Genomic DNA, 14,880 nt, shown 5'->3' on the forward strand with positions numbered 1-14,880 from the left:
ACTTGCTCTTGAGCCGACTAATAGACAAGTTTATTCCTTAATGCTTCGATACGGTTTAATGCGCTAGCGTATTCGATATCTTCAACTAATTCGACAATATTATCAACAAGTTCAACGAGATCACTTCCTCGGGTATATTCGAGTAACTGCGGTAATAAGTCTTCGACTTCTGCATCTTCTTTTTTAAGTAAGTCGACAATAGAATTTAACAGTACGAGTAGTAACTCTATGTTAATGGCCTTTTTAGGCTCATCACTTAATAAATCTGTATTGCTATTAGTCAAGGTCGCTAAGGCTGATAATATCTTCTGGTGTTCTGTTATCAGTTGTCTCATGAGTGATAAACAGTTCTCAGGTTGCTCTTTTATTTTTCCTTCTAGCTCTGCTGATAACTCAGCTAAACAGAAGGCACCAATGTAAGCGGCATTAGATTTCAAAGAATGAACCATGCGATATAAACTTTCAACGTCTTTATCTTGGTAAGCTTGCTCTATTTTTTGAGGAATTTTTAGGGTACTTTTATGAAAGTCGATAACGAGTTTTTGATAAATATGCTGTCTGCCACCCATCGCCTGCAAGGCTTTCTTACTGTTTAAGCAACTCAGTTGTGCAATGCGATCCATTAATGTTTTTTCGGGGTTATCCGAAATCAACTCAGTAATATCAATATTTTGCTCTTTAATATCGACAGATTTGTTTACCACGGCATTAATTTTATCACTTAAGTATTTTGCCATTAAACTAAATAACGCGTTAGGGTCAATCGGTTTAGTAAAATATTCATTCATACCGGCTGCCAAACATTTATTGAGCTCATCTGGCATCGCGTGAGCTGTCATGGCAATAATAGGCAGCTTTTTAAATTGGGCTTGTTTTCTAATTTCTTGTGTGGCCGTTACCCCATCCATTTCAGGCATTTGAATGTCCATCAAAACTAAGTCATAACTTTTATTGGCTAATTTCTCTAAAGCGACAAGGCCATTTTCTGCAACATCAACATTCGCTTGGGTATCTTCTAAAAACCCTAAAACAACCTGTTGGTTTAACTCATTATCTTCAACTAATAATATGTCGGTTGTTGAAAAATCCATTAAACTTGCATTTTTTATGCTGTAAAAGTCTTCATCAGGGGAAATTTTCAATACATCCATCATCGCCTCTAATAGCAAGCTGGCATTAACAGGTTTCTCTAAGAAGCCATCAATACCCGATGAATGTGCTAACGGCATGGCATCACTTTTATCAAATGCCGTCACCATTAACACCGCTCGAACGTTATATTGATTTTTATCATCTTGTATCGCTTTAGCAAAAGCAATACCGTCCATTTTGGGCATACGCCAATCAGTAATAACCAAGTCATAAGATTTATGATTACTTTTTGCCGTTGCTAACAATGCTAATGCTGTTTCTGCGCTGGCTACGGCGGTAATTTCACAATGAAACTCTTGTAACAACTCAGTAATAACATTCAAGCAAAGCTCATTATCATCCACCACTAAAATATTAAGTCCTTTAATAGCGTCAATATTTATCAGCTCATTGCCCGGTAAATCGCTTTTTTCACAGACAATATTAAAGCTAAATTTACTGCCTTTTCCTAACGTACTCTCAACCCAAATCTCACCACCCATCAAACCACTTAACTCTTTACAAATGGATAAGCCTAAACCTGTGCCACCAAATTTTCGGGTAATTGAACTGTCTGCTTGGGTGAACGACTGAAAGAGGTTATTCATTGTTGATTGTTCGAGACCGATACCCGTATCACTCACACTAAATTCAAGCGTAAGCTGATTACTATCATCTGCCATTAATGACTGTTTAGCCAGACCGACTTCAATAAGGATATGTCCTTGTTCGGTAAACTTAATAGCATTACTCACTAAGTTAACTAAAATTTGCTGCAGGCGAACCGGATCAGACTTGATATGCTTTGGCACATCACTATGTACTTTAACAATAAGCTCTAAATCTTTAGCATGAGCACGCAACGCACAAATATTATTGGTTTTCTTAATTAAGCCACCCATATTCATTGTTACCGACTCTACTGACATTTTACCGGCTTCAATTTTGGAGAAATCTAGAATATCGTTAATTAGCCCTAAAAGCGCTTGAGAAGCGTCTTGGGTTTTGCTAATTAAGTCTTTTTGATGGGGATTTAAATCCGTTTTCAGCGTTAAATAACCTAAACCGATAATAGCATTCATCGGTGTGCGAATTTCATGACTCATTTTAGCCAAAAACTCACCTTTTGCTTGCATCGCATATTCGAGTTCAACGGTACGCTCAGCGACTTTCGTCTCTAAACTGCGGTTAATATCTAGCAAGGTTAAATGCGTTTCAACACGCGATAATAGTTCGTATTTTGAGATAGGTTTAGTTAAATAATCATTACCGCCAGCAGAAAAACTTTCAACTAAGTCAACGACTTGATTTTTAGCCGTTAAAAAGATCACCGGTAACTCATTAACTGAATATTTTTCTCGAAGTTTTCGACAGACTTCATAACCTGAAATTTTTGGCATCATAATATCAAGTAAAATTAAATCAAACGGACGTTCCCCCGCCAACAAGCCTTCACTCGCTTGTTCAATAAGCGCTAAAGCTTGCTCACCACCGTGGGCTTGAAAAAGCTGATAATCCAGTGGCAATAAATAGTTATTTAAGACTTGACGGTTAATCGGATCGTCATCAACGATTAATACTCGAAAATCATTATTCTCCTTATTGGTCGTACTATTTTTCGGTGATAAAATATCAACAGGAAAGTAGTCAATAGTGTCATCTAGGGCCTGTAATCGTGATAACTGTTGCTTAGTTTGCTCATGGTTTACATCCCCCACGGCGATAAGTTCACTTAATTCACTATCACTTATATCGTAAATCGGAAGCGTGAAGCTAAATATGCTGCCTTTATTCTGTGTCGAGCTTACCGTTATAGTACCGCCATGTAACTCAACAAGCTGTTTAGAAACCGCTAAGCCTAAACCTGTGCCACTTGCGGCACGCGTCTCGTTACCCGTAACTTGTTCAAATGATTTAAAAATAGTCGCCAAATTTTCTGTTGCAATCCCAATCCCAGTATCACTGATATCAATACAAACAAATTGCTGTTCATCAGTACGGCTATTGCCCACTAATTGCGCAGAAATAGTCACTGTACCTGATGGGGTAAACTTAATGGCATTGCCAACTAAATTAAAAAGAATTTGCTGCAAACGGTCCTCATCAGCTTTGACCGCAGGGAAATCTTTAGCAATATTATTAATTAGTTCAATGTCTTTTGTTTTTAATGTGGCTCGAGATAAAGTAAAGACCACATCAACCATACTGTTAATATCAATTGCAGAGGTCTGTATTTGTAAACCATGATTTTTTAATTTTGAAAAATCTAAGATATCATTCACTAAGTTTGATAACCGTCGACCACTCGCCACCACCATGGATAGGTCATGATTCGCTTTTTCCGGCAACTGCCCAGCAACACCGTCAATTAATGACTCGGCTAAACCAATAATACCGTTTAAAGGAGTACGTAATTCATGGGAAGTATTAGCTAAAAATTCATCTTTTAATTTATCAACACGGGTTAAACGTAAATTAATGGCTTGCTCTTTTAAACGTTGGTAATTCAAACGATATATATAAGAGATTAGCGCGCCAATACCGACAATAAAATAAAAAGTAAACGCCCACCAAGAAAGCCATGGCGCTGGTAATACCGTAACGTTTAATGACTTCCCTTGTTCGTTCCAGTAGCCGTCACCATTACTGGCTTTTACCCGAAAGACATAATCGCCTGCGGGTAAATTGGTGTAAGTGGCTCGGCGATTTTTTGCATCGGTATAAACCCATTTTTCATCAAAGCCTTCAAGTGTGTAAGCATATTTATTACTCATTGGCTCAGAAAAGTGGAGAGCTGAAAATTCAAAAGTGATCAGTTTTTCAAGGTGAGTTAACGTTAGTTGTGTTAATTCATTGATGACGGCATCAAGCATAAATGGCTGTTCAGTTTTATTGCCACTTTCTTCATATGAGCCCACTTTAACCGTTTCGTTATGTACCAAAAAATTGGTTAGGACAATGTTGGGTAATCTGGTGTCGTCTTTAATATCTTGTGGATAAAAATGGTTATAACCATTAACACCACCAAAAAACAACTCACCCGATTTGCTTTTATAATATGAAAGTGTGGCAAACTCCTTTGATTGAAGTCCATCGGTAACATCATAGTTTTTAAAATTTTCTGTTTCTGGATTAAAGTGTGACAAGCCATTAGTCGTACTCAACCATAAGTGACCTTGTTCATCTTCTAAGATGCCATAAATAGTAGAACTGGCAAGACCATGTTTTTCTTTATAATGGGTGAACTTTTCTGTTAATGGGTCAAATTTATTTAAACCATTTGAAGTCCCCAACCATAAAATACCGTCACTCGTTTGATGAATTGCATCAACAAATTGATTACTAAGGCTATTGTCATTTTTGGGGTCGTGCTTAAAGTGCGTAAAAGTATTCGTTTTAGGATCAAACTTATTCAAGCCACTAAACATGGTGCCGAGCCAAAGAAAGCCTTTATCGTCTTTATGTATCGCCCATATATTATTTCCTGACAAAGAATTTATATTGTTAGGATCGTGCATAAAGCGAGTAAACTTTTTAGTGCGCGTATCAAATTTATTGAGACCGCCCCCCCAAGTACCTATCCATAAAGTATGCTCATTCTCTTGAAAAATAGGTAGTATTTTATTATGGCTAATACTGTTTGGATCATCAGGATTATGCATAAAGCGGGTAAAAACTTTTGTTTTAACATCAAAAAGATTTAAACCACCACCAACGGTACCCACCCAAACACCTTGTTTTTCATCATTGATTAACCAAGTAACCGTATTCGATCCTATGCTATTATTATTGGTCGGATCATGTAAATATTGATGATATTCGCCTGTCGTTTTGTCATATTCATTTAACCCTGATTGATAGGTTGAAATTAATAATTTATCGGTAGAGTGTTCCAAAAAGTGAAAAAAAGCACCACCTTGTAAGTTATTATTTTTTGTAACATCTTGTACTGTATGGTTAAATTGTTCTCTAGATACGTCATATTTATCAATACCATTGATATATGTACCTATCCATAGGTTATTTGCATTATCATTAATAATGGCTCTGATATCATTGTCGATTAAGCTATCAGGGTTTTTCTTGTCTGATTGCAGGTGCTCAATACTTTTGCTGATGAGGTTATAGCGATAAAGCCCCTTATTCCTAGTCGTTATCCATAAGTCTTTGTTATTCTGTAATAAAAATGAGGTAATATGGCTACTAGCAAGTTCATTAATTAATGTGTTGTGATCACTAAGCAAACCACTTTTCTTGTGGTATAAATACAAACCATTTTCAGTGCCCAACCATAATGTATTATCGTCATATTCGAAAAGGCTGGTGATACTTTGCTCTTTCAACTCTACTTTCACAGCGTTCAGCGTCTTAGCTTTCACATCAAAAAAACTAAGTCCACCTTGAGTACCCAGCCATAAATCATTGTTGCTATCTTCGAGAATAGCTTGAATATTGTTACGTAAGGCATTATTTTCTTCACTCTGGTGGGAGAATAGAACAAAACTTTCGCCATTAAATTTATTTAATCCATTTTTGGTGCCTACCCATACGCTGCCAAACTTATCAGCAGTTAATGTTTGAACAATATTGTTACTCAAACTATTATTTTGTTTGTTGTCATGTAGAAACGTAGTAAATAACTCGGTACTTTTATTAAACCTATTTAAACCGTTTACTGTTCCAAACCATAAATTTTCATTGCTGTCTTGGGTAATCGATAAAACATTATTATTAGATAAACTATCAAGTTTATCGCTATTGCTGCGGTACACTTTAAATTGATAACCATCAAAGCGATTAAGACCATCAGTAGTACCAGCCCAAATAAAGCCTTGTTTATCGTGATAAAGAGCTTGCACTGATGCTTGTGATAACCCTTGGTCGCGAGAGAAGTGATCAAAACTATACTTCGAGTTTTCTGCATAGCTGTGTAGCGACGTAGCACATAATATGATGAGGGAAAGTAATTGAATTAAGCAGCGCATTTGTTTCTTCTTTTTATAAATAATGATTCAAGGAAGCTGGTATGTAGCTTAAATATAAAGTTTGACATCAACAAGTTATAATTAAAATTATCACTTGACAAGAAATTCAATTAATTACTATGCTATTGCAGCTTTATTTCAATGTACTGGTATAAAGTAAGGTAAATAATACCTCTAATCTAAGGATAAAAATATGTCTAATAATAAAAGTAACGCAGATCATCTACATGACGCTGGAGTAGTGAACAAAGCAGAGCTAAGTGATGAACATCTAAAAGCCATCGATAGTTTATCAAAAGAAGAAGTTGCACAATTAGAGTCTATTCATAAAAGTGCGAACAAAGGCAATGATAAGCCTGTTGGCGTTATTGTTTAATGGAAAAAAAGAATACGTTAACTCATTATCAACGTTTAAATACAAACCTTTTGTTAATGAAAATGCGAGCAGGGGCTGTAAATAGTACTTTTACTCAACTTGCTTGTTACCCTGATGTTTGTATAGAACAAGCCATCGTAAATTATAAAATATCAACGACATCTACAGAGTTGATGAAAGAAGTTATTCGTTGCGCTAAATTACGACCTGAAGACCCTATATCAAAACCCCTGATTGCTTACATGGAACAACATATTCCTGAAGAGCTTAATCACGACGAGTGGTGCTTAGAAGACTTAGAAGTACTTGGGGTGCCCAGAGAGTCTGTTATCAATAAAATACCTTCAACCAATTTAGCCGCCTTAATTGGTTCACAATATTACTGGATCCGCCATGCTGACCCGATTGCCTTTATGGGATACTTGGCCTGTTTAGAGGTGAACCACCCTACCGTAGAATATGTTGAAACATTAATTGAAACTTCAGGTCTACCGGCAGCAGGCTTTAACAGTTTAATGCATCATGCCAAAGTTGATTCACATCATAAGCAAGATATTATCGATACGATAAACGCTTTACCATTAACGCAAGAGCAATATAAATTGATGGAACTAAGTGCTTTTCAGACTTATCGCTATGTCGCTTTAGTGATGGAAGATGTTTGTCGGGTAGCACCCGTTCAACAAAAAACGAGTACTTAATATCAAGGTTCGTTATTATTCTTTGTGGTAAGAAAAGTATTTATCTGATTATTTTTCACATAATTTGGTAACTGTTTTTTATATCCACTCACTCGATGGCAACCGCCTTTGCTGCTTTATCTAAATTCAAATATCCTGAAGGATAATCTTTTACATCGGGTAATTTTGGCGTTTTCCCTTTTAATGCAAGTGCTAAATAACAGTGACTTAATGATAGCAACAATTTATTTTTTATCAGTATTGCTAATGCTTTATTCACGTTGATGTCATCATTAGGGAGTGCTAACTCGGCTAACTTACTGATCAAACGACTTTTTGACACTGGCTCTTCACATAATCTGTAAATACATGCTGTTAAACCTGATAATTGATGGGTAACGTTAGTAGCCACTTTACGGGTGTCAATAACAACAATATTTTCGCCTTGGTCGCTCATATAAAGTAAGGGTACTGAGCTACCACTCCACTGCTGTGACCATAGCGTAACTTGCTCTTGTAGTAACTTATGACCCGCTACATTGTGAACATTACCAACAGTTAAACTAAAAACAGCTTGATCTTTTGTTGATTTCTCATCAAAAAAATAGGCGATATTAGCAAGTTCATTCTCTGTTAAAGGATAAATATACTGATAACTTTGTAATGGTTCAAGCGTTAGGCCGTACTTTTTAGGGTCTTTAAAATAAGGGCTAAAGCGCGGATAGCGTATTTTAATCAGTTCATGATAAGGTGGTTGTAAGTGCATAATAAGCGGCAGTATTTCTGCCATTTCATCATACCAATGGTCTTTTTCATTTGGCGCTCCACATAACAAATTCCATGAAACCCTCACACCAAAATTTAAGCTCCATTTAAGTGCAGAAACATTTTGAATACCTGTAGCACCTTTAGCAACGAGCTTTAAAAAATCGTCGTGTAAACTTTCAAAGCCAGGTTGTATCCATTTTACCCCAGCATCAGCTAGTTGAGCGACATGCTCTTTTTTCAGGTTAGACTTTGTTTCATAAAAAATATTATATTTTTGTTCCTTACTTAATGCAGGTAGCACTGTTTTCATGTATTCCATCGGTAAAATATTATCAACAATTTCTAATTTATTAATGTTGTATTTTTGATGAAGCTCCTCAAATTCAGCTAATACTGCTGACGAAGACTTTGAGCGATGCGTCATGCTAACACCGTTTAAGCCACAAAAGGTGCAATGCTTTTTGGCTCCCCACCAGCATCCTCTCGAGGTTTCAGCTAACAACCCCGGATGAATACTTGCCGTTAAATCTAAATGATTTAACGTACTAAAATAACTGTCGTAAATGGGGATACCTACCTGAGCCATATCTTCAATATAACCACGTGGTGGCTTGGTTGACACCTTGTTTTGTGAGAGCAATAAGTCATTATTTTTTTGGCAAATAAAACCATGCGGTAAGTTATGCGTGCCAATAAATTCATTACGCATCAGCTTATCAATGAACTTACCGATAACGTCGTCACACTCACCTGAAAAAACGTAATCAACCCACGGAAAAGACTCACTGATGGTTTGCCCCATAATACTTTCACAATTTGCCCCTCCCATCATTGTTACTACATTGCTATTTTTTTCTTTGATCATGCGTAGTAACGCCAAAGAGGCACAATTTTGTTGGAAGGTAGAAGTACAGGCTACGACTTTGGGTGAGTCTGCTAGGATGCGATCAGCTAATTCAGCAATATATTGTTCCGCTTTATTTCTAGTGGATAAAAGTTGCTGTTTTATGATGTCGGTCAAATCAGTGAATAGCCCAAAGAAACCGTCGTCATCACGTTTTTTGTCCGGAAAAGCACCACGAGAAAATGTCCATTCGCCAATGAGATGTTCAAAAAAAGAGTTGTCTATTTGATCATAAAGTTCAAGGCCAATTTTTGTCGAGAATTCAACATTGCCATATATTGTTTCTACTTGGTAACCATATTTATTAATATAATTTTCAATAAGCCCCAGTGCTAGAGAAGGCCGAGTAATTGAAGAATACGGCATATTGATCAAGTAGATAGTTGAAAGCATGAAAGAGACAAGTCTTATTAAATTTAATTAAACGATATATTAACAACTAAAATTATTTTTCGCTTCCTTTAATCTCTTTTGTATAAAGAGACAAAGTTTGTACACTTTTATCGACCTAACAAAACAAATATTGTATCTTTAGTCATTGTTATTGTTTATAAAGTTAAAAAAGACATGGAAGCCTTGCATAAAAGAACCATACAACCTGATATCCATGATCATCGTGATCACCAATTTTGTCTGCATCACGGTGACAAATCGCCCCAGTACAGCCATATAACTTGCCCAATTAAATTAAAAGAGCAAATGGCTGAAGATATTCTCCCTATGGTAGATTTACGCAAGAGTCTTACCTCTGAGATAATTAACCAAGGCTTACTTAATTCATGTTCAGCCTGTGCTATTGCAGTAGCGGCTGAACTTTATTTAGTCAAAGATAATCAGCCTTTTATTAATGAGAACATCAGTAATATCGATGCTTCACAAATGTTCATTTACTACAATGAGCGCGTAATAGAAGGTAAAGTTGATTTAAATGCCCCTGTTTTTATTCGTAACGGAATTAAATCTTTGTTTAAAAACGGCATTTGTTCAGAAGTCTCTTGGCCTTATCCTGAAACAACATTACCCAAAAGCATTAAAAATATTATTAGGACAGGCAGCGTTACAGAAATTACAGCAGCGATAGCAAAAGCACTAAAAGACAATGAAACCGAATTACATGCTGCTATTTCACAAAGCCCCTCTATGCAGGCTCTCACACAAGCAAAAAAACATATAATCAACCGTTATTGCAAATTAACCCTAGATAACGGTTTGCTAGACCTAAAAATGTCTTTGTCGAAAGGCTTTCCTGTTATTTTTGGCATGATGGTACCGAGAAGTTTTTATTTAACACCGGCGAGTGGTATTTTTACTATGCCTTCCCAAAATGAAATTAGGCTCGGTGGTCATGCCTTACTAGCGGTTGGATATAATGATGCCGCGCAGCACTTTATTGTTAGAAATTCATGGGGTGAAGAATTTGGCGACAAAGGCTATTGCTATATACCTTATGATTTTTTTATTGGTAAATATAACACCAATCAAATAAGTCAGCCTGAAGAGACACAAGATAACACCTTTAGCTTTTGGTGCCTGACTCATGACTAATTACTCGGTAACAAGTTATGAGTCATCGGTGTGACCATTTAATGGCATTAATCTTAGGTAGATAAACTTAGGTACATGAACTTAGATACATTAGCCTAACCATCAATCAATACCGTTAATATTTGCGGATTATTGTGCAATGTTCGATGCACAGGACAACGGTCAGCTATTTCCATTAATCGTTTTTTTTCATTATCACTTAACGGCCCAAACAACTGAACTTTGCGAAGTAATGATTCTCTCTTTTCATCATGCTCTGACGCTTTGTCTGCATCATTTAAATAATTACGCTCGTGGGATAAAGAAACTTCAACGTGCTGAAGCGGAATTTTTTTGTGGTCGGCATACATACGGATGGTCATTGCCGTGCAAGTACCTAGAGCAGCAAGTAAATGTTCATAGGGATCTGGACCTGAATTCTTCCCGCCTGACTGAGTCGGTTCATCCGCATACCAGTGATGGCTATCACTAAAAACTTCCTGCTGAAATTTGTGATCAAGCTCAGCAACCAAAACATGTCCCTTTGTAATGTTAACAGTCGAGATTTCAGGCGCGGGAAGATAACGACTCGCCCACCCTGAAATTGTTTGAGCAACATATTCACTATCAATTGATTTGGATAAAAGGTGATCAGCGGTATCTAGGCTAACAAAACTTTTAGGGTGTTTTGCCGCTTTGTAGATTTTCTCTGCATCTGCGATATCTACGGTTAAGTCAATCGGAGAATGTAAGACCAATAAAGCTTTATTCAAGTGTTGTATATGTTCTGTCGTTTGATTACGTAAATCATCCAAAAATTGCTTCTTAATTGTAAATTCACGAGAACCTAAACTCACTTTCGCCGAACCGCTTTGTTCAATTTTATCAAGGTGTGCATCAAAGTTATGTATAACATGGCTTACCTCATATGGGGCACCAATCGTTACTACGGCTTTAACTTTTGGAAGTTGTGAAGCCATAGCTAAAACAGCCGCGCCACCAAGACTATGACCTATTAAAAGTTGAGGAGCTTGATAATTTTTTTCAAGGAAGTGAGCGGCTGACAGTAAATCTTCAGTATTGGATGAAAAATTAGTATTGGCAAAATCACCGTCACTATTTCCTAAGCCAGTGAAGTCAAAACGAAAAACGGCAAAACCATGTTGCACCAAAAATCGACTGATACGCGATGCTGCCGCTATATCTTTACCACAAGTAAAACAGTGGGCAAAAAGTACATAGGCTCGAGTTTTTTGATCAGGTGTTTCTAACAAACCTGCTAGATATTGACCTTGGCTAGGAAATTCTACTTTTTTTCTCATCGGTTCTCTCCGGTGTGTTAATTAACGACGTTAACTTACGTGCTATACGTAGATGACGTTAAGTAAGCAACAGTGGGTCGATAACCGCTTGCCAGTCGGTTAACCTTGATTGGTGATCTAACGGTACTTTACCAGCATTATTTATAAATAATGTTGGTGTTGCCCATACAGCCTTGGTGGCAGCATAACGAATAGGAGTACGAGCCTGGATGTAAGTATCGTTATTATTCATGCTGTTAATAAATTTTTCGCGGTCTACACTGGCATGCTCTTCAGAAAAATCGGCTATCAATTGAATTAAATCATAGTGAGACTTATGTAAAAACTTATCATTACAAAATTGTGCTTGTCGTTCAAATATAAATGTTGTGAAATCATAAAATTTACTGGCGTCACCCTGTGCTAACGCAAATAGCCCTAAACTCATATCCCAAGCCTGTCGGTGATTGCTTAGGGTGATTAAATGCACTCTAAGACTGACAGGCTTATCTTTATAATGTTTAGACACTGCCAGTAACGTTGGCCAGATAGTGCGAGAATGTGGGCATTGAATATCAATAAAAGCATCAAGAGTAATAAGTGCCGCTGCATCACCAAGAAGGAAACCGCTCGGGCGATGAGGAATAGGTATAGTCATTACAAATATTTCCCTGTATTACTTATCATTGATGATTATAGCTAAATAAATTACCTATGAGACTGTTGAAACTTTGCCATTGAATAACTGTTTTTCAACAAGTCGGTCTAATGCAAAGCGCCCACCATTAAAGATAACAACCAATGCGAGTAATACTCCCCATAATACATGTTCAGCATAGGCGACTGGCGCAATATCTTCTAAACTTATCACAGCAACAATATTAACAAAAAACAAACCTAAAGCAGAAAATCGACTCGCTAATCCAGCCATTAATAACAAGGGTAAAATAATTTCTGCACCTGTACCTAAATAAGCGGCTAATTCAAACGGTAATACAGGTACTTGATATTCATATTCAAATAACATCAGTGTACTCTCCCAATCTCTGAGCTTCGTTAGTCCAGAGGCAAAAAAGGCCCAAGCAACATAAAAACGCGCAGCTAACAATGCGACGGGTTCTAACATACTAATTTTACTGGCAACATTACGATAAAAAAGGCTGGTTTGTAAGAATAGATTTTGTAAAGTATCCATGGTTATTTCTCTTTAAAATAATAAATTAAGTTACGTTCAATAGCACTAATCAGCCATTGTTCAAATGAAAATTCGTTGTCATGATTTACTGCATTAAGGGCTTGTTCTAATGATTTACCAGCCAGTAAGTCATTGATAAAAAGACCTTCATTTATAGTTAATGTTGTTACTTTTGGCTGATATTCAGGACGGTAAACCATCACAAATTGTTCTAAAGGTTTTACTGATAGTGCTTGCCTTGCATTATTCATTGCCATTTTTCGTTGAAGTTCATCTTCATGATGGTGTGCATAAAAAATATCTTCTAATGGAAATGCTGTTTTCAACACGCGCACATTCTGATTAAATTCAATAAAAATATCCTTAGGTTCACTTTCACCAAGCACTTGCAATGACGTTTGTACCAAGGTCTGATCACGACCATTTAATGCACAATGAATGTGCCAATCTAGAGCAGAACAATCAGAAATATAAGGATAAATCATAGCTATTTTTGTTGTTTCTAAAAAGTGAGAAAAATTTTCTCCCCATAGAGCCCAGTCACCTTGGTCTGGTGGCGATCTCCTTAAAAATTGATAAACTAGGTCTTCGCCAATATCACTATCTAACAATTCAAATACTGTTGGAAAACTAATCGTCAATGCTCGTTGAGCGTTAGCCAGTAGGTTTCGTCGATAAACAGTAATACCTTTAGCGTCAAAACCACATTGTTCTAAAACGGTTGAACCTTCATTCCAAATAACGTCTAGCAATGTTTGCTGGAGACTTTTATTGGGTTCCTTTCTACCTGGTTCATTAATGCTTAGCTCAGTTTCAGGTTGTTCACTCATGTGCTCTTTCTCACTAATACCGCATGGGCAATATCACGCGCTTTTTTAGCTTCAGCAACCAGTACTGACCACTCGGGCAAATCGCTGTCCCATTCAATGAGTGTTGGCAGTGCCCCAAAACGGGTTAGCGCTTTTTTATAGCCTAACCAAACTTCATCAGAAACGGGGCAAGCATGATCATCAATGGTTAACTCTCCCACCAAAGGTATGCTACAACCGGCTAAGTGAATTTGTGCCACACTCGCCACGGGTAATTCATTAATATAATCAGCTATAGATTGCTGAATATCGCCGTTATCAAAATTTACACTATTAACGGCAATATTATTAATATCTAATAATATTTTTGCCCCCGTACGTTGATAGAGCTGTGTTAAAAATTCAGCCTCTGAAAGATGGCTTTCATCAAACTTTATATAAGCAGAAACATTTTCAATGATAAGTTCTCGCCCTAAAAAATCTTGTACTTTTTCAACTTGTTCACACATCGAGGCTAACGTCTGCTGAGTATGGGCAATCGGTAACAGATCACCACTGTGAATAACTTGCCCTTGTTGCTGTCCCCAAGTAAAACAGGCATGTTCAGACATAAGAAATGGGTCAATATTTTCCGTTAATTTTTTCAAACGATCCAAGTAATGCTGCGGAATATTCTGTACAGAGCCAAGCCCCATTGACGTTGAATGCAAACTGACTGGGTATTTCTCTCTAACTTGTTTAAGTACAGATAACGCAGCGCCGCCTTGACCAAAAAAGTTCTCCGAATGTACTTCAATAAAATCAACCTGTTTAGGCTGAGTTAGTATGTCGGTAAAATGAGGGTGCCTTAGACCAACGCCTATCATTACATTACTGTTTAATACCGACATACTCATTATTTAAGCGCCTTTCGTTGCTTTATAAAGTTTTTTAGCATCTGCTTTTGATAGTCCGCCAAGTGTTGAGCAAGTACCTTTAGTTACTAGCTTCCATTCACCTTTATCGTTATCAACCTTTGACTGACCGGCACATGAATGGGTACCCGCTAAATTTGCACAATCGTTTTGTGCCGCTTTTGCTACGCCATAACATTTTTCTTTCTTATCTGCTGCTTCTGCTGGTGCAACAATACCTGTCGAAATTACTGCAGCTAGTGCTGCACTTACTAATAATTTATTATTCATCATTTATCCTACTATTGTTTAAA

11 protein-coding genes are annotated in these 14,880 nt (G+C 37.0%); 3 read left to right on the top strand and 8 right to left on the bottom strand.

All coding sequences use genetic code 11. The features are described 5' to 3' along the window. Positions 1 to 17: 17 nt before the first annotated feature. The gene (locus tag H4J70_RS08915; RefSeq protein ID WP_182250955.1) at positions 18 to 6,116 is read right to left on the bottom strand and encodes a response regulator; all 6,099 of its coding nucleotides are present in this window, start codon (positions 6,114 to 6,116) and stop codon (positions 18 to 20) included. Between the two features lie 193 nt (positions 6,117 to 6,309). Between H4J70_RS08915 and H4J70_RS08920 the strand changes: the two genes are divergently transcribed. Both H4J70_RS08920 and H4J70_RS08925 read left to right on the top strand, forming a co-directional pair. Beyond that, positions 6,310 to 6,492: a hypothetical protein gene (locus tag H4J70_RS08920; RefSeq protein ID WP_182213698.1), complete on the top strand. Its 183-nt coding sequence runs from the start codon at positions 6,310 to 6,312 to the stop codon at positions 6,490 to 6,492. Then, positions 6,492 to 7,193 (top strand): iron-containing redox enzyme family protein, encoded by a 702-nt coding sequence (locus tag H4J70_RS08925; protein WP_182221761.1) that lies wholly within the window; start codon positions 6,492 to 6,494, stop codon positions 7,191 to 7,193. The genes H4J70_RS08920 and H4J70_RS08925 overlap by 1 nt, the downstream gene beginning before the upstream one ends. An 88-nt stretch (positions 7,194 to 7,281) precedes the next feature. Here the strand turns inward: H4J70_RS08925 and H4J70_RS08930 are convergent, their stop codons facing one another. Next, positions 7,282 to 9,237, bottom strand: coding sequence for a RiPP maturation radical SAM C-methyltransferase (locus tag H4J70_RS08930; protein WP_182250956.1), 1,956 nt, complete (start codon positions 9,235 to 9,237; stop codon positions 7,282 to 7,284). A gap of 174 nt (positions 9,238 to 9,411) precedes the next feature. Here H4J70_RS08930 and H4J70_RS08935 point away from each other — a divergent pair, with 174 nt between their 5' ends. After that, on the top strand, positions 9,412 to 10,389 hold the full coding sequence (locus H4J70_RS08935; RefSeq protein WP_182250957.1) for a C1 family peptidase: 978 nt from the start codon (positions 9,412 to 9,414) through the stop codon (positions 10,387 to 10,389). A gap of 95 nt (positions 10,390 to 10,484) precedes the next feature. Here H4J70_RS08935 and H4J70_RS08940 read toward each other — a convergent pair whose 3' ends face one another. From H4J70_RS08940 to H4J70_RS08965, 6 genes are read right to left on the bottom strand one after another with little or no spacing between them, the layout of a single operon-like run. Beyond that, positions 10,485 to 11,690, bottom strand: a complete 1,206-nt coding sequence (locus H4J70_RS08940; protein ID WP_182250958.1) for a bifunctional alpha/beta hydrolase/OsmC family protein — start codon at positions 11,688 to 11,690, stop codon at positions 10,485 to 10,487. Between the two features lie 58 nt (positions 11,691 to 11,748). After that, positions 11,749 to 12,327: a thioredoxin domain-containing protein gene (locus tag H4J70_RS08945; protein WP_182250959.1), complete on the bottom strand. Its 579-nt coding sequence runs from the start codon at positions 12,325 to 12,327 to the stop codon at positions 11,749 to 11,751. Between the two features lie 54 nt (positions 12,328 to 12,381). Next, complete coding sequence (locus H4J70_RS08950) at positions 12,382 to 12,864, bottom strand: DoxX family protein (RefSeq protein WP_070375773.1); 483 nt, start codon at positions 12,862 to 12,864, stop codon at positions 12,382 to 12,384. Positions 12,865 to 12,866: 2 nt separating this feature from the next. After that, entirely contained in the window at positions 12,867 to 13,694 is an 828-nt protein-coding gene (locus H4J70_RS08955) for a putative DNA-binding domain-containing protein (RefSeq protein WP_182250960.1), read from the bottom strand. Then, positions 13,691 to 14,569 carry a DUF692 domain-containing protein gene (locus tag H4J70_RS08960; protein ID WP_259368030.1) on the bottom strand — a complete coding sequence of 293 codons (879 nt, stop codon included), beginning with the start codon at positions 14,567 to 14,569 and terminating at the stop codon, positions 13,691 to 13,693. Before H4J70_RS08960 ends, H4J70_RS08955 begins: the two co-directional genes overlap by 4 nt. 3 nt (positions 14,570 to 14,572) lie before the next feature. Beyond that, positions 14,573 to 14,857, bottom strand: a complete 285-nt coding sequence (locus H4J70_RS08965) for a DUF2282 domain-containing protein (protein ID WP_070375771.1) — start codon at positions 14,855 to 14,857, stop codon at positions 14,573 to 14,575. Positions 14,858 to 14,880: the final 23 nt, after the last annotated feature.

This window comes from Colwellia sp. BRX8-9 (assembly GCF_014077245.1).
Classification (GTDB): domain Bacteria; phylum Pseudomonadota; class Gammaproteobacteria; order Enterobacterales; family Alteromonadaceae; genus Colwellia_A.